The sequence below is a fragment of the Glaesserella parasuis genome (assembly GCF_017352235.1).
Classification (GTDB): Bacteria; Pseudomonadota; Gammaproteobacteria; order Enterobacterales; family Pasteurellaceae; genus Glaesserella; species Glaesserella parasuis.
This window is the reverse complement of the sequence record NZ_CP071487.1, coordinates 1,614,257-1,629,872: the sequence shown is the minus strand read 5'-3', so window position 1 is coordinate 1,629,872 and position 15,616 is coordinate 1,614,257. Positions and strand designations below refer to the sequence as shown.

The 15,616-nt window shown below is 38.3% G+C and carries 15 protein-coding genes; 7 read left to right on the top strand and 8 right to left on the bottom strand.

All coding sequences use genetic code 11. The annotated features are described in order from the left end of the window. Positions 1 to 141 precede the first annotated feature (141 nt). Together J1G47_RS08280 and J1G47_RS12320 are read left to right on the top strand one after the other, a co-directional pair. Positions 142 to 783 (top strand): curli polymerization inhibitor CsgI-related protein, encoded by a 642-nt coding sequence (locus J1G47_RS08280; RefSeq protein WP_005710704.1) that lies wholly within the window; start codon positions 142 to 144, stop codon positions 781 to 783. Between the two features lie 129 nt (positions 784 to 912). Beyond that, positions 913 to 1,320 (top strand): transposase-like zinc-binding domain-containing protein, encoded by a 408-nt coding sequence (locus J1G47_RS12320; protein ID WP_457769184.1) that lies wholly within the window; start codon positions 913 to 915, stop codon positions 1,318 to 1,320. Between the two features lie 358 nt (positions 1,321 to 1,678). Here the strand turns inward: J1G47_RS12320 and ispC are convergent, their stop codons facing one another. The 4 genes from ispC to relA form a co-directional block, all read right to left on the bottom strand. Further along, entirely contained in the window at positions 1,679 to 2,866 is a 1,188-nt protein-coding gene (gene ispC, locus J1G47_RS08275) for a 1-deoxy-D-xylulose-5-phosphate reductoisomerase (RefSeq protein ID WP_207326568.1), read from the bottom strand. A gap of 38 nt (positions 2,867 to 2,904) precedes the next feature. Continuing rightward, positions 2,905 to 3,177, bottom strand: a complete 273-nt coding sequence (locus J1G47_RS08270) for a DUF3791 domain-containing protein (protein WP_234924157.1) — start codon at positions 3,175 to 3,177, stop codon at positions 2,905 to 2,907. Between the two features lie 153 nt (positions 3,178 to 3,330). Further along, positions 3,331 to 3,561, bottom strand: coding sequence for a DUF3791 domain-containing protein (locus J1G47_RS08265; protein WP_010786669.1), 231 nt, complete (start codon positions 3,559 to 3,561; stop codon positions 3,331 to 3,333). Between the two features lie 12 nt (positions 3,562 to 3,573). Next, a complete protein-coding gene (gene relA, locus J1G47_RS08260; RefSeq protein WP_160402910.1) occupies positions 3,574 to 5,781 on the bottom strand; it encodes a GTP diphosphokinase in 2,208 nt (735 codons plus the stop codon). A gap of 273 nt (positions 5,782 to 6,054) precedes the next feature. Between relA and hemA the strand changes: the two genes are divergently transcribed. The 5 genes from hemA (at position 6,055) to rsmA (ending at position 12,422) form a co-directional block, all read left to right on the top strand. Next, positions 6,055 to 7,362, top strand: coding sequence for a glutamyl-tRNA reductase (gene hemA / locus J1G47_RS08255; RefSeq protein WP_016527775.1), 1,308 nt, complete (start codon positions 6,055 to 6,057; stop codon positions 7,360 to 7,362). 140 nt (positions 7,363 to 7,502) lie between these two features. Continuing rightward, positions 7,503 to 9,017: a ribosome biogenesis GTPase Der gene (der, locus tag J1G47_RS08250; RefSeq protein ID WP_010786672.1), complete on the top strand. Its 1,515-nt coding sequence runs from the start codon at positions 7,503 to 7,505 to the stop codon at positions 9,015 to 9,017. A gap of 12 nt (positions 9,018 to 9,029) precedes the next feature. After that, complete coding sequence (gene hldE, locus J1G47_RS08245; RefSeq protein ID WP_207326567.1) at positions 9,030 to 10,457, top strand: bifunctional D-glycero-beta-D-manno-heptose-7-phosphate kinase/D-glycero-beta-D-manno-heptose 1-phosphate adenylyltransferase HldE; 1,428 nt, start codon at positions 9,030 to 9,032, stop codon at positions 10,455 to 10,457. A 67-nt stretch (positions 10,458 to 10,524) separates the two neighbouring features. Further along, positions 10,525 to 11,463, top strand: a complete 939-nt coding sequence (locus tag J1G47_RS08240) for a peptidylprolyl isomerase (protein ID WP_010786674.1) — start codon at positions 10,525 to 10,527, stop codon at positions 11,461 to 11,463. A 98-nt stretch (positions 11,464 to 11,561) separates the two neighbouring features. Next, positions 11,562 to 12,422, top strand: a complete 861-nt coding sequence (rsmA, locus tag J1G47_RS08235; protein ID WP_010786675.1) for a 16S rRNA (adenine(1518)-N(6)/adenine(1519)-N(6))-dimethyltransferase RsmA — start codon at positions 11,562 to 11,564, stop codon at positions 12,420 to 12,422. A gap of 633 nt (positions 12,423 to 13,055) precedes the next feature. Here the strand turns inward: rsmA and murA are convergent. Genes murA through mlaC form a run of 4 tightly spaced genes read right to left on the bottom strand, consistent with a single transcriptional unit; the run spans position 13,056 to position 15,595 of the window. Continuing rightward, positions 13,056 to 14,330 (bottom strand): UDP-N-acetylglucosamine 1-carboxyvinyltransferase, encoded by a 1,275-nt coding sequence (murA, locus tag J1G47_RS08230; protein WP_075592214.1) that lies wholly within the window; start codon positions 14,328 to 14,330, stop codon positions 13,056 to 13,058. A 23-nt stretch (positions 14,331 to 14,353) separates the two neighbouring features. Continuing rightward, positions 14,354 to 14,611: a BolA family protein gene (locus J1G47_RS08225; RefSeq protein WP_005710720.1), complete on the bottom strand. Its 258-nt coding sequence runs from the start codon at positions 14,609 to 14,611 to the stop codon at positions 14,354 to 14,356. A 2-nt stretch (positions 14,612 to 14,613) separates the two neighbouring features. Beyond that, on the bottom strand, positions 14,614 to 14,952 hold the full coding sequence (locus J1G47_RS08220; RefSeq protein WP_010786678.1) for an STAS domain-containing protein: 339 nt from the start codon (positions 14,950 to 14,952) through the stop codon (positions 14,614 to 14,616). A 7-nt stretch (positions 14,953 to 14,959) separates the two neighbouring features. Continuing rightward, positions 14,960 to 15,595 carry a phospholipid-binding protein MlaC gene (gene mlaC / locus J1G47_RS08215; RefSeq protein ID WP_005710724.1) on the bottom strand — a complete coding sequence of 212 codons (636 nt, stop codon included), beginning with the start codon at positions 15,593 to 15,595 and terminating at the stop codon, positions 14,960 to 14,962. Positions 15,596 to 15,616: the final 21 nt, after the last annotated feature.

Genomic DNA, 15,616 nt, shown 5'->3' with positions numbered 1-15,616 from the left:
CGTTATAAGTTAAGCAGAGGAAAATTATCATAATTCCAATAAAAAATCGACAACGAATGGAATTTCTCTCTTTCTATTTACACAAATTTAGCATAGGATATAGCAGTTTTTTACCCTTATACCCTTTTAGGAGATTATGTTATGAAATTAGGTAAAATTGCCCTTGCAATGACAGCTCTCATCGCTGGAACAACGGCATTTGCAGGTACAATCACGGGTTCTTCAAATGTAACTTTTCTTGCTTTTGATGGACAAAAAGTAAGAAGAAATACTAATTTACAGGTAAATGATACCAATCTACACCAAGTTGTAGTAGAAATATCCAGTATCTATCAGTCTGGTTCTGATAGTGCCTTTTTTGAGTCTCAACCTATTATTCTCACTTTTGAAGGAAGTACTGAAGATATTAAAATCCTTGCACCTAGTTTAAATAGTGAATTTGATATAGCACAATTTAAGAAATCACCCAGTTTCAAAATTGAAACTGTTTCAGGAAAAAAGCTAACATATAAGCAAGATTTCCTAAAAGGAGAAGGTTTTATGCCTAATTCAAATATTATCAATAACTTGGCAAACTACAATATTGGTGAAGGTGTTGCTGCTGTACAAAAATTTGCATTATCAACTATGCCAATAACAATGGCAAATAATACCAATAAAGTTAATAAGGGGAAAATTGTTGTGCAAGGAGAAAATGTCACAGAACAACAACTTCAATACTGGTTCCAACAAGCAGACAAAGAAACACAAAAACGTTTCTTAGATTGGGCTAAAAAACAGTAATCTACGAAGAAAACCGGCATAGTAGACAAAAGTGTTGGTAAAAAGTGGCTTAAAGCCTTCTAGTACAAGGCTTTAAGCCCACTTTTTGAAATATGAACAAAAAACTGTCCTTTTTGCCTTAAGCGCAATATCCAAAAGTATGGAAAGAAAAATAATATTCAGAGATACTTTTGTTCGTCCTGTCATAAAACTTTTTCTTTCACAAAAAAATTAAATCCAATAGATATTTGGACTGATTACACAATAGGAAAACAAACCTATAAACAATTAGCCGAAAAATATCACTGTTCCATTAGAACTATTCAACGTTATATTGAAAAGTCCTCTAAAGCTGAATTTATTCCATTACAACAAACTTATATAAATATTATTGCAGATGTAACCTTCTTCGGTCGTGAATTTGGTGTATTAGTTTTAATGGATACACGAGCTAAAAAAGTCGTTTATCACCGTGTCATCAAAACAGAAAAAGACTTCTATTACAAACTCGCATTGAACATACTTCGTAAAAAGGCTAAAAGAAAGCCACAAAAATGAATTTTATTTAAGATTAAATCAATGGTATTTAAAACATAAAGACTTTTTAAATGAACGGTCTAAATATCCCAATGAGAAAGGATATTTTCCTTATAAACACCGTAATGTAAGAGGGGCTTATGCTAGTTTAAAATACTGTATGAAATATTTATTTACCTTTGAAGAATATGCTCACTTAAATATAGAAAAAACAACAAATAGGTTGAAAGGATTATTTAAAGACCTGAGGCAGAAATTATCGGTTCATAAAGGATTAACGAGAAAATATAACATTATGTTTATAAAGGTTTTTTGAATAAAAAGAGTTGGTAATAATTAGGGGAAATAATTAAAACCAACACTTTTGCCTATAATACTCTTAAAATTGTAAAATATGCTGCTTCGCCACCTCTCTTGCCAATTTATCAATATGTAGAACATCGGCAATTTCTTTAACTTGAACAGGGGCAATATTTTCGACAACTTGACGATTAACTTCGACAATATCTGTAAAACGGATTTGATCGTTTAAAAATGCCTCTACTGCAATTTCATTTGCTGCATTCATTGCCGTTGTAGCATATTGTCCCTCGGCAAAAGCCTCTATCGCCAATTTTAAGTTAGGGTAACGAGCAAAATCAGGTTCAATAAAGGTGAGTTCTTTTAATTTAAAGAAATCTAATGGAGCAACGCCAGCGTAGATACGGTTTGGATATGCCATTGTGTGAGCAATCGGGGTTCGCATATCAGGATTGCCCATTTGTGCAATGACGCTACCGTCAATGTAACGTACCATTGAGTGAATGATAGATTGTGGGTGAATGATGATCTCCATTTCATCAGCTGAGGCATTAAAGAGCCAACGAGCCTCAATGTATTCCAACCCTTTGTTCATCATTGTAGCAGAGTCCACCGAAATCTTTTTACCCATAGACCAATTCGGGTGTGCAACAGCTTGAGCTGGGGTGATTTGACCAAATTCATTCAATGGTTTTGTACGGAAAGGCCCGCCTGACCCCGTGAGAATAATTTTACTTACCCCTAGTTCTGCAAGCGGGCAGAAACCTACTTTTTCTTGTGCTTCTGGCAATGATTGAAAAATGGCGTTATGTTCACTATCGACAGGGAGCAATTTAGCACCTGACTTGCGAGCTTCATCAATAAAAATTTGTCCGCAAGTGACCAATGATTCTTTATTTGCCAGCAAGACTTTTTTGCCTGCTTGCACCGCTGAGAGCGTCGGTAATAAGCCTGCCGCGCCCACAATTGCCGCCATTACCATATCCACTTCAGGGTGTGAAGCCAGTTCGTAAATCGCTTTTTGCCCTGCGAGAACTTCGATTTTCAATCCTAAAGCGGTGAGATTTTCTTTTAATTTTGCAGCTGCCTGTTCATCATCTAATGCCACGAAACGTGGTTGATATTGTTGACATTGCTCGGTAATTAATTCGACATTTTTTCCGCCAACTAAAGCGAAAACTTGATACTGCTCAGGGTTATTATCGACCACAGAAAGGGTGCTTTTTCCGATAGAGCCTGTTGAACCTAAAATGACTAATTTTTGCATTGATCGATTAAATCCTATTCTTTTTATTAAACATATAATTACTGATGAGATGATATTATTTTATCTTGCTCATATTCTATTAATAATTCATCAACTAAATAGCCGTCAGATAAACAATGAAAGTCACCAATGCCTTTTCGCATTAATAAATAAGTATTTGAATACATAAATTTATCTAAAGCTTCACCAAGAGAAATATTTTTTTCTTGAGCAAAAAGAGAAATAATCCGCGTATATTTTCGTTGTAATAATACAGGGTGAGCTTTCATACTTTTTCGCTTCCTTTTAAAATAAGGTGTTGCGGTTTCCAAAATCTAAATCAAAAATTCTTCCCCCATTTATGGGGGAAGTCCCCGAGCAATAGCTAGGGGGATGGGGGCTTTATAGAGATAAAGGTTTATATCGTTTCCCCCCAACCCCGCCTAAAGGCGGTACTTCCCCCGCAAGCGGGGGAAGAATAGTTATCATAACACCCCTTTTTCTTTCATTAATTCAATAATATCTTTAACTAAATAATCCTTTCCTAAGGTATGTAAAATATCATAATGCTGAATAATATAATCCTGTAATAAACAGCTATCTTTAAGTTTTTGATAAATTTCACTAGGTTCTTGATTTAATTCTCTTGCAATATAATCAATGCAAAAAAGTGAAAATTCCAACTCTTTAGTCGAAAGAATATTTAATGTTTGCATTGTTATTCCTTATTAATTTGACAACCTTTTCGCATCAATCACATCATCAATTTGTAGAATACGTTTTAGTAACTTATCCAACAATTCCACATTATTTAGCTCAATTTGAACGTCCATTGTTGCAATTAAACGTTTTGGATCGGTGCGACTTGATACGCCTAACACATTTACTTTTTCATTTGCCATAATACCGCTAACATCACGCAATAAGCCATTGCGATCATTTGCAATCACCCGAATGGTCAAACTAAATTTGCCTGAAGCATAGCTCTCGCCCCATTCTGCTTCCACCACTCGTTCAGGGCTACTACTGCGTAAATCAAAGAGCTGTTCGCAATCAGAACGGTGTATAGAAATACCTCGCCCCTGTGTGATATAACCAACGATCTCGTCACCTGGAATAGGCTGACAACAACGGGCAATGTGGTGCATTAGATTTCCAACTCCCTCAACTACAACAAAACCACTACGGTTTTTCTGTTGCTGTTGAGATTTATTTGCCACCTGTTTTAAGATCGCTTCATCGGCTTGCTCGGCAGTGGTTTTGATGAGCTTACTCTGCAAATAGTGCATTAATTGATGTAAGCGTATATCACCGCCACCAATGCCTGCATAAAGATCATCAATTTGTTTTAAGTTGTAGCGAGGTAGGGCTAAATCCTCAATCTGTTTTTGGCTAAAGTTGAATTTAGCCATCTCCGCTTCTAACATCTCTTTACCAAGCGGAATATTTTTATCACGATCTAGCTTTTTAAACCAAGCAACAATTTTAGATCTAGCTCTTGCTGTATTCACAAAGCCTTGACTTGGAATTAACCAATCTCGGCTTGGGTTTGGGTTTTTCTGCGTAATAATCTCAACTTGATCACCCATTTGTAAAATATAGGTGAACGGCACAATTCGTCCTGCAATTTTAGCTCCGATACAACGGTGACCAATTTCGCTGTGGATTGAATAAGCAAAATCAAGAGGGGTGGCATTTTTCGGTAAATCAACCACTTCCCCTTTCGGAGTAAAGACATAAACACGATCATCAAAGACTTGAGAACGCATTTCAGCCACCACATCGCCCGAATCGGCAATATCTTTCTGCCAATCCAGCAACTTGCGTAGCCAAACGATTTTTTCTTCATAGCCTGAACGCCCAGCCGTTGCACCTTCTTTATATTTCCAGTGTGCCGCAACGCCCAATTCTGCATCATCGTGCATTTTTTGCGTACGAATTTGCACTTCAATGGTTTTATTACCTTCGCCCAAAACAACCGTATGGATAGACTGATAGCCATTAGGTTTAGGGTTAGCAATGTAATCATCAAAATGTTCAGGCAAATGTTTGTAATGTGTATGTACAATGCCAAGAGCGGTATAACAATCTTGCAAATTCGGCACAATCACCCGAACCGCACGCACATCAAACAACTGCTCAAAACGCAGATGTTTTTTCTGCATTTTTTTCCAGATACTATAAATATGTTTAGGGCGACCATAAATTTGCACACTCTCTAACTCATCTTGCAGACAGGCGGTCAGATCCTCGACAAAATTTGCAATATATTGTTCCCGATCTAAACGGCGTTCACCTAAATCATATTTCGCAATTTGACGATATTCCTGAGGGTGTAAGGCTCTGAAGCAGTAATCTTCCAGCTCCCATTTTAACTGCCCAATTCCTAGACGATTAGCGAGCGGTGCATAAATATGAGAACACTCTTTTGCGGCTAATACCAGATCTTCTTCGCTTAAGCGTTCGGTATCACGCAAATAGACAATTCGCTCTGCAAGTTTAATCACAACACAACGGAAATCGTCCACCATTGCTAAAAGCATACGACGAATATTATCAATTTGAAGATCGGAAGCGTGACTGGCATTAAGTTGGCGAACGTTATCCATCTCCAACACGCCTTTGACGAGATTTTTCACATCATTACCAAAATGCTCTTTAATCTGCACTAAATCAATGATGTTTTGCTTCACAAGAGGGAAAAGTAAGGCAGCGACAAGGCTATCATCGTCCATATTCAAACTATGCAAAATCTCGACCAATTCAACCCCAAACCACATCAAGTGATTTTGTTCAATATCGATTTTTTCCTGTGCATATCGCCACGCAATCAGTAATTGTTCAAAGGTAATAGGCGACATCTGTAGCCCAGCACTCCAACTAGCCAACTCAAAATTGTTCGGATCGAGCCGGTGTGAATGGCGAATCGCAACCATAAGTCCTCCATAACGCTTAACTGAAAGGGTTCTTGACAGAATTTGACAATGTAAAACTGCTTTGAAGTATTATAACTGAAATCACTCCAAAATCGTGGGGATTTTTTAGATTTACAAAATTTTAAAAAATCTTACCACTTTATACGTCATAAAATGTTATTCACTTGTTATAAATCAAACCTATTAAGACAATTATTTGCACCAACCGCATGGATTGATTAAAATGCTCCGTCTTTTCGGGTGGTTTCCACCTTTTTTATTTTGTGGGTAACAATGACAATTTTAGCATTAGGTATCAATCATAAAACGGCATCAGTGAGCTTGCGAGAAAAAGTAGCGTTTGTAGAAGACAAACGTCAGCGTGCATTTGAGCAAATTCGTGATCAAAGCCTAGCAGAAAGTGTTGTAATTTTATCTACTTGTAATCGTACTGAGCTTTATTTCCATCAGCCTAAAATTCCCCCTCAAGAAGAACACCCTGATAATATTGCTTGGCGTGAACAGTGTTTTAATTGGTTTGCTGAAATTCATCAATTAGATAAAGAGGAATTAAGCGAGGCCTATTATTTCAAGCAAAACCTTGAAGCTGCTCGTCATTTAATGAGTGTCGCTTGTGGTTTAGACTCGTTAATTTTAGGAGAACCACAAATTCTAGGGCAAGTGAAACAGGCATACCAAGAGAGTGAAGAATTTTATCATTCTCAAGGAAGTGGCGTTTCCACCAATCTTTCTCGGCTATTTCAGAAAACCTTTGCTACAGCAAAGCGAGTCCGCTCTGAAACAGAAATCGGTAGTAGTGCGGTATCCGTTGCGTATGCTGCTTGTGGCTTAGCTCGCCAAATTTTTGATGATTTTAAAAAACTCCGTTTTTTATTAGTTGGTGCTGGTGAAACTATAGAACTAGTGGCTCGCCATTTAATTAATCACGGGGCAAAAAATATTATGATTGCTAACCGAACTCATATTCGAGCAGAAATGTTAGCGGTGAAACTAGATATTCCAATGCAAATTCTTTCGTTAAGTGCATTGCAAATCGGTTTAAATCAAGCAGATGTAGTGATTTGTTCAACAGGTAGTCCAGATATTTTGATTACTAAAGAAATGGTTGAACAAGCACAGAAACAACGCCGTTTTGACCCAATGTTATTGATTGATATTGCTGTTCCTCGTGATATTGATGAAAAAGCGGGAGAACTAGATAGTATTTATGCTTATAGTGTAGATGATTTACAAAATATCATTCAGCAGAATATAGCTCAACGTCAGCAGGCAGCAGAGCAAGCGAAAGAAATTGTTATTGAGGAGGCAAAAGATTTCTTTGTTTGGTTGAAACAGCAACAATCAACCAATTTAATTAAACATTATCGCCAAAATGCTGAAGAGATTCGTTTAGATTTACTTGAAAAAGCGTTGAGTGCCTTGCAACAAGGGCAGGATTGCGAAAAAGTACTAAATGAATTGAGTTATAAACTTACAAATCAGTTATTACACATTCCAACACAAGCCTTACAAGCAATGGCAAAAAATAGCAATGTTAAAGGTCTGCAAAGTTTTTCTAAAGCATTGAAATTAGAAGAATAACTCTTTGTTAGGGTACTATTTTGCCCTAACTCTCTTCATCACCCGCTCTTTATTATTTTCTCCGTTTTCTTTTAAAGTACGATATAATGTACGTATTTTGCGTAAGATGTTCGTAAACCGATTTTAAATGAGGTTGTAATATGACTCCTGTTGTTGCCCTTGTGGGCAGACCTAACGTAGGAAAATCTACGTTATTTAACCGCTTAACTCGTACCCGTAATGCGTTAGTGGCAGATTTCCCTGGCTTAACCCGTGACCGTAAATATGGTCACGCAAATATTGCCGGACACGATTTTATTGTGATTGACACGGGCGGTATTGATGGTACTGAAGAAGGTGTTGAAGAGAAAATGGCAGAACAGTCGCTGTTAGCGATTAAAGAAGCAGATGTAGTGCTATTTTTAGTTGATGCTCGTGCTGGGTTATTGCCTGCGGACGTAGGTATTGCACAATATTTGCGTCAGCGTAATAAAACAACCGTGGTAGTTGCAAATAAAACGGACGGTATTGATGCAGACTCTCATATTGCGGAATTTTATCAGTTAGGTTTAGGCGAAGTAGAGCCAATCGCTGCGGCACAAGGGCGTGGTGTGACACAGCTTATCGAACAGGTTTTAGCTCCCCTTGCGGAAAAATTAGAAGCACAAGCGGTCGATTCCGATGAAAATGTTGCAGATGATGAACAAGACGAATGGGATAGCGATTTTGACTTTGATAACGAAGAAGATACGGCGTTATTAGATGAAGCATTGGAAGAGGATCAGGAAGAAACCGACGATAAAAACATTAAGATTGCCATTGTAGGCCGCCCAAATGTGGGTAAATCGACACTGACTAACCGTATTTTAGGTGAAGAACGTGTAGTGGTTTACGATATGCCGGGAACGACGCGTGATTCGATCTATATCCCTATGGAACGTGATGGCCAGCAATATACCATCATTGATACCGCAGGGGTGCGTAAGCGTGGTAAGGTGCATTTAGCGGTGGAGAAATTCTCGGTGATTAAAACCTTACAGGCGATCCAAGATGCGAATGTGGTTTTATTGACGATCGATGCTCGTGATGGTGTGTCTGATCAGGATTTATCGCTGTTGGGCTTTATTCTTAATGCAGGTAAGTCGTTGGTGATCGTTGTCAATAAATGGGACGGCTTATCACAGGATATTAAAGATAATGTGAAATCAGAGCTTGATCGCCGTTTAGATTTTATTGATTTTGCACGAGTGCATTTTATTTCTGCATTACACGGCAGTGGCGTGGGCAACTTATTCAGTTCAATCCAAGAAGCCTATCAATGTGCAACGAAGAAGATGACAACATCAATGCTAACCCGAATTTTGCAGTTAGCGATGGACGATCATCAGCCGCCGTTGGTAAATGGCCGCCGTGTGAAATTAAAATATGCGCACCCAGGTGGTTATAATCCGCCGATCATTGTGATCCACGGTAATCAAATTGAGAAGTTGCCTGACTCTTATAAGCGTTATTTGTCTAACTATTTCCGTAAGAGTTTGAAAATTATTGGTTCGCCGATCCGTGTGTTGTTCCAAGAAGGAAACAACCCATTTGCAGGTAAGAAGAATAAATTGACCCCAAGCCAGTTGCGTAAACGTAAACGCTTGATGAAATTTATTAAGAAAAGTAAAAGATAAGAGATTGAAGCTATGATGATGCAATATTCCCCGCAATTTAACAATGCAAAAGTATTGGTGCTTGGCGATGTGATGTTAGATCGCTATTGGTTTGGTGCCACTAACCGTATTTCGCCTGAAGCTCCCGTGCCTGTTGTCAAAGTTCAAGAGAGAGAAGATAGGGCTGGCGGTGCGGCAAACGTGGCAATGAATATTGCGAGCCTGAACGTACCTGTCACTTTACACGGTTTAGTGGGTAATGATGATGCAGGGCGAGCGTTGGATAAACTGTTAAGCGAACATCGTATTCAAAATCAATGTGTTGCGGTAGATTCTCACCCAACGATCACCAAATTACGCATTCTTTCTCGCCATCAGCAATTATTACGTTTAGATTTTGAAGAAGGTTTTCATAATTTAGATTGCCAAGCGTTACTTGCAAAATTAGCAGCAGAAATTACCGCTTACGGTGCGTTGATCCTGTCAGATTATGGCAAGGGTACGCTTGATGCCGTTCAACAAATGATTCAAATTGCACGTCAAGCAAATGTGCCTGTGTTAATTGATCCGAAAGGAACGGATTTTGAGCGTTATCGTGGTGCAACACTGCTTACGCCAAATATGTCTGAATTTGAAGCGGTTGCAGGGCATTGCAATGATGAAGGCGAAATCGTGGCTAAAGGCTTAAAAATGATAGCCGATTTTGATTTGTCGGCATTGCTGATTACTCGTTCAGAAAAAGGGATGACCTTACTTCGTCCAAATCAAGATCCATTCCATTTACCGACCCAAGCGAAGGAAGTTTATGATGTCACAGGGGCTGGCGATACGGTGATTAGCGTGTTAGCAACTGCGATTGCAGATGGTCGTCCTTTAGAAGAAGCGTGCTATTTAGCGAATGCGGCGGCTGGAATTGTGGTGGGTAAATTAGGGACATCAACCGTTAGCCCAAGTGAACTAGAACAGGCAATACATCAACGTGCTGAAACAGGTTTTGGAGTGGTATCTGAAGCAGAGTTGAAAGCAATTATTCAACAATCAAAAACACGTGGTGAAAAAATCGTAATGACTAATGGTTGCTTTGATATTCTTCACCCAGGACACATTTCTTACCTTGAAAATGCACGTAAGCTAGGTGATCGTTTGATTGTTGCGGTGAATACTGATGAATCCGTAAAACGCTTAAAAGGGGAAAGTCGTCCGATTAACGATTTAGACGCGCGTATGGCGGTGTTAGCAGGGCTTGCTTCAGTCGATTGGGTTGTGCCATTTGGTGAAGACACGCCACAACGTTTAATTGGGGAAATTTTGCCTGATTTATTGGTAAAAGGCGGCGATTATAAGCCAGAAGAGATTGCAGGTAGCCAAGAAGTTTGGGCAAATGGTGGCGAGGTTCGTGTACTCAACTTTGAAAACGGTTGTTCGACCACAAATGTGATTAAGAAAATTCAATCTTTGTGAACCTTTTGCTAGAATAGCCTTCTAAGTAGCAGGAATTTTTTATCTACAATATTCATAGGAAATTAAAATGAAGTTTACACAAGTAAAATCATTATTTATCGCAGGTTTTGCTTTATTTGCATTTTCTTCAGCTAATGCGGAAGAGAGAGTCGTTGCAACAGTAGATGGTTATCCCATTATGCAGAGTCAAGTAAAACAGGCTTTGGGTAAAAAAGCGAATACGGAAGCTAATCGTAAAGCGGCTTTGGAGACTATTATTGATGATTTCGTTGTGCAACGTGCGATTAAAGAATCTGGTATAAAAGTAGACTATGCTTATGTTGATCAGATGATGGAAGATGTTGCTGCTCAAAATGGTATAACATATGGCCAACTACTTGATGCTTTGGATTATCAGGGCATTAGTCTTAGTCAGTATCGTCAACAACTTGCTCATCAGCTTTTAATGGAACAAGTTCGGCAACAAAGTATTGGAAATTCTATTCAAGTAGATCCGAAAGATGTTCAATCTTTAGCGAAGGATATGCTAGATAAAGCAAAAACAAACGGTACACTTGAAACAGTTTCCGCTACAGAATATCGTATTAGTCACATATTGATTAAAACGACGCCAATCTTAAATGATATGCAAGCTAAGGCAAAATTACTATCAATTACCGCTGACATTAAATCTGGTAAAATAACATTTGAAGAAGCAGCGAAAATTAACTCTGTAGATTATATATCTGGTATTGATGGGGGAGATCTCGGTTTTAATTTTCTAGATGCCTATGATTCAACTTTTGCTAACATTGCAAGTAAAAGTAAAATTGATGTGATTTCATCTCCTTTTAAATCACAATTTGGTTGGCATATACTAAAAGTTACTGATACTCGCAGAGGAGATCGTACGGAAGATGCTTATTTACAGAAAGCTTACGAGCAGCTTATTGATAAACAAGTGCAAGTGGCATCAAAAGATTGGATAAAAGTATTGAGAAGTAAATTAGATATAAAATATTTTTAATTTATCTAATAATTAAGGGAGCCTCGCATATGCGAGGTTCTTTACTTTATTAAATTTATAAAAATCAGTGGGAACATAACCGCTTATTAAGGTATCCAATGAGTTCAAATTCAAAAAAACATTTAGGGCATACCGCTCGTAAACGCTTTGGTCAAAACTTTTTACACGACCAAAACGTTATTCATAATATTGTTGCGGCAATTAATCCGCAGCAAGATCAATTTTTATTGGAAATTGGTCCAGGCTTGGGGGCATTAACTGAGCCAGTGGCAGATCTAGTAGATCATCTTACTGTGGTCGAATTAGACCGTGATCTTGCAGAACGTTTACGCCATCACCCGTTTTTACATCAAAAATTAACTGTGATTGAACAAGATGCGTTGCGTTTTGATTTCCGTGCCTATTTTGATAGCCTAGCCTTGAATGGCAAAGCTGTCAAAGTGTTTGGTAACTTGCCTTACAACATTTCAACTCCGTTGATGTTCCATCTCTTTAAATTCCACGACTTAATTCAAGATATGCACTTTATGTTGCAAAAAGAGGTGGTTAAGCGTTTATGTGCTGCACCAAATAGCAAAGCCTACGGGCGTTTAACCATTATGGCGCAATATTATTGTCAAGTAATGCCCGTGTTGGAAGTGCCACCAACGGCATTCAAACCTGCTCCGAAAGTGGATTCTGCAGTAGTGCGGTTAGTACCATATAAAACACTGCCGTACCCAGTGAAAGATATTTACTGGCTAAATCGTGTGACCACACAAGCCTTTAATCAACGTCGTAAAACATTACGCAACGCACTTGCTACGCTGTTTAGTGTAGAGCAGTTAGAGGCATTAGGGGTAGATTTGAATGCACGAGCGGAAAACTTATCGCTTGCGGATTATGCCCGTTTAGCAAATTGGTTATGTGATAATCCACCAGAAATAGAAAAAAAAGAACTAGTCTTGTTTGATGAATAATAAAAGTTAGTCCCTTCTATTGTCGGAAGTTAAGTCAATATTCAGGTGCTAGTATATTGATCATAGACAAAAGTGTTGGTTTTAATTATTTTCCCTAATTATTACCAACTCTTTTTATTTAAAAAATCCTTTATAAACATAATCTTATGCTTTTTCGTTAATCCATTATGAACTGATAATTTCTGTTTCGGTTCTTTAAATAATCCATCTAACCTATTTGTTATCTTTTCTATATTTAATTCAGGATGTTTTTCATAGATAAAATATCGCCCCATCTAATGTTTTAGACTGGCATCCCCCTACATTGCGATGTTTATAAGGAAAATAACCTTGATATCTTTGAATAGTTCTGACTGAACAACGAGATTTAACAGCAAGCTGTTGATAGGTTTGTATTCCAGATGTGTAATAAGTCCAAATTTTAATTGGATCTAATTTATTTTTTTTAAGATAAAAATTTTATAACATTTATTACCAAATAACATTGGATATTATTTTGTATACTATGTTTCCTTAATTTTCAAACTTTGACAAAATGGGAGATTTTTTGCTCATGTTTTAAAATAGGGGCTAAAGCCTTGTAATATAAGGCTTAGGTCACTTTTTAGCAATTATGTTGTTTTATATGAAAAATTATTCTTCAAATGGTGCATTAAATCTTTCAATTCTAGCACCTAATTTTTGTAGTTTATCTTCAATGTGTTCATATCCACGGTCGATATGATAAATACGATCAACAATAGTTTGACCATTTGCAATACAACCTGCCAGAACTAAACTGATAGAAGCTCGTAGGTCTGTTGCCATTACTTCTGCGCCTGAAAGGTTTTCGACACCGTGACAGATCGCTGTGTTACCTTCAATTTCTGCTTTTGCTCCCATACGGATTAGCTCTGGAATGTGCATAAAGCGGTTTTCAAAGATCGTTTCGGTAATTTTGCTGGTGCCATTTGCAACGACATTTAATAGTGTAAACTGGGCCTGCATATCCGTTGGGAAGCCTGGGTGAGGCATTGTGCGGATATTGACTGCTTTTGGTCGCATACCTAGCGAGTCGAGGGTAATGCTGTTTTCGGTCACGTCCACTTGCATTCCTGCTTCACGCAATTTTTCAATTACGGCATCTAATGTATCCGCTTTCGTGCCTCGACAAGTAATTCGTCCGCCTGAGATTGCGGCAGCAACGAGGAATGTGCCTGTTTCGATACGATCTGGGACAATGTGGTGTTCACAGCCACCTAAACGCTCTACCCCCTCAATTGTGATTGTGTCTGTACCTGCCCCTGTAATTTTTGCCCCCATTTTGTTGAGGAAAATAGCAGTATCAACAATTTCAGGTTCACGAGCGGCATTTTCAATAGTGGTTGTGCCTTTTGCAAGGGTTGCCGCCATCATCACAGATAATGTTGCACCAACGCTGACTTTATCCATCAGAATACGCCCTCCTATTAAGCGACCATTTACTTCTGCTTTAACGTAACCTTCATCAAGGGTGATAGTCGCCCCCATTTTTTCTAAGCCTGCAATGTGCATATCGACAGGTCTAGCCCCGATGGTACAGCCACCTGGTAATGAAACTTGACCTTGATGGAAACGAGCGACGAGAGGGGCTAATGCCCAAATTGAAGCTCGCATTGTTTTGACAAGTTCATAAGGTGCAACATAATGGTCGATTTTGCTGGCATCAATATGTACTGCGTTATTTTCTGCACGTTCAACGACAACACCTAGTTTGCGTAGAATCTTGACGGTGGTTTCAACATCTTTTAAGTTAGGGACGTTCGTTAAAATAACGGGTTCTTCCGCTAAAATAGCCGCAAATAAAATCGGTAATGCTGCATTTTTGGCACCTGAAATATCAACAGTTCCGCTTAAAGTGAAAGGACCGTGAACACGAAATTTTTCCATTTTAATTCCTTTAGATGATGTGATTAGCTTGGCATATTGAGCAAACGCTCTCTTTTCCATTGTTCTTTAGTGAATGTTTTGATTGTTAATGCGTGGATTGCATTGGTTGCAAAAAATTCAGTTAAAGGACCATAGATCATCTGTTGTTGTTTTACTTTAGACATTGTGGCAAAGCTGTCGCTTACTGCGATAACACCATAATGGGAATTTTCACCTTGTACATAAACTTCATCAAGTTCTAAGGCGTTTTTTAGGATTTCTTCAATTTGTTTGGGTTCCATTGTTATTTCTTCTCACAAAATAGAAATTTTTTAAACCAGTCTGCTAAATCAAATAGCTCTGCAAGGCTGTGTACCGCTTGCGGAACATTAAATAAACAGTTTTTATTTTTTTGTTGATAGAGGTGAAGTAGTTCAGCCAGTAAGGTAAAGCCTGAGGAATCAATGCTAGTGAGACCTTTTAAATCCCAATAAATGTGCTGCGAGCTTTTGGGAGATAAAAAAGAAGCACGTTGCTTCCAAAGTGGAAGCAACGTGTCACGGGTAAGCTCGCCAGATAGTTGAACCATCAGACTTTCATTGTTTTGCTGAATATGCCATTGTAATGGATTTTTTGTTTGCATACCCGAATTATTTTAATGTGATAGGTTGTTTTGCAGATTGTGCAACCTGAGCTGTTAAAGCGTCAATTCCTTGTTGGCGTAAAATACCGCTCCATTCGTTTTGTTTGGTTGCGACCATACTCACACCTTCGGCTGCCATATCGTAGGCTTGCCATTCACCTGTTTTGCTATTTTTACGCCATTTGAAATCTAATTTGATTGGCTGGGCGTTGCCTGATTGTAGGACATTGACACGAATACTGACGATAGATTTGTTGTCTAGCGGTTTTTCGCTTTCAATTTGAACTTGTTGATCGCTGTATTGGGTTAATACTTGTGCGTAAGATTGTTCAATAAATTGACCAAATGCAGTGAAAAAAGCCTCACGCTGAACATCAGTCGCTGACGCTAAATTTTTACCTAAGACTAATTGACCGGCATATTTAACGTGAATATGTGGCATAAGATCATTACGAACGATAGTGCGTAAATAGTTTGGATCTTTCTTAATTTTGCTTTGATTTGCTTTGATATCACCAAAAAGTTTATCTGCCGTTTGTTGCATTAGGACATAAGGGCTAGTAGAAGCCAAAGCCGAGTTTGAAACGAATGCAGAAATTGCAACAAAGCCTGCAATAAAAAGGTTTTTAAGGGTTTTGATCATCATAAAACTCCACAATGTGAT

Excerpts from the sequence above, each read along its gene's own strand:
- J1G47_RS08280 (WP_005710704.1), top strand. The coding sequence starts at position 142 with ATGAAATTAGGTAAAATTGCCCTTGCAATGACAGCTCTCATCGCTGGA.
- ispC (WP_207326568.1), bottom strand. The coding sequence starts at position 2,866 with ATGCAAAAATTAGTCATTTTAGGTTCAACAGGCTCTATCGGAAAAAGC.
- J1G47_RS08265 (WP_010786669.1), bottom strand. The coding sequence starts at position 3,561 with ATGCAAACATTAAATATTCTTTCGACTAAAGAGTTGGAATTTTCACTT.
- relA (WP_160402910.1), bottom strand. The coding sequence starts at position 5,781 with ATGGTTGCGATTCGCCATTCACACCGGCTCGATCCGAACAATTTTGAG.
- hemA (WP_016527775.1), top strand. The coding sequence starts at position 6,055 with ATGACAATTTTAGCATTAGGTATCAATCATAAAACGGCATCAGTGAGC.
- der (WP_010786672.1), top strand. The coding sequence starts at position 7,503 with ATGACTCCTGTTGTTGCCCTTGTGGGCAGACCTAACGTAGGAAAATCT.
- hldE (WP_207326567.1), top strand. The coding sequence starts at position 9,030 with ATGATGATGCAATATTCCCCGCAATTTAACAATGCAAAAGTATTGGTG.
- J1G47_RS08240 (WP_010786674.1), top strand. The coding sequence starts at position 10,525 with ATGAAGTTTACACAAGTAAAATCATTATTTATCGCAGGTTTTGCTTTA.
- rsmA (WP_010786675.1), top strand. The coding sequence starts at position 11,562 with ATGAGTTCAAATTCAAAAAAACATTTAGGGCATACCGCTCGTAAACGC.
- murA (WP_075592214.1), bottom strand. The coding sequence starts at position 14,330 with ATGGAAAAATTTCGTGTTCACGGTCCTTTCACTTTAAGCGGAACTGTT.
- J1G47_RS08225 (WP_005710720.1), bottom strand. The coding sequence starts at position 14,611 with ATGGAACCCAAACAAATTGAAGAAATCCTAAAAAACGCCTTAGAACTT.
- J1G47_RS08220 (WP_010786678.1), bottom strand. The coding sequence starts at position 14,952 with ATGCAAACAAAAAATCCATTACAATGGCATATTCAGCAAAACAATGAA.
- mlaC (WP_005710724.1), bottom strand. The coding sequence starts at position 15,595 with ATGATCAAAACCCTTAAAAACCTTTTTATTGCAGGCTTTGTTGCAATT.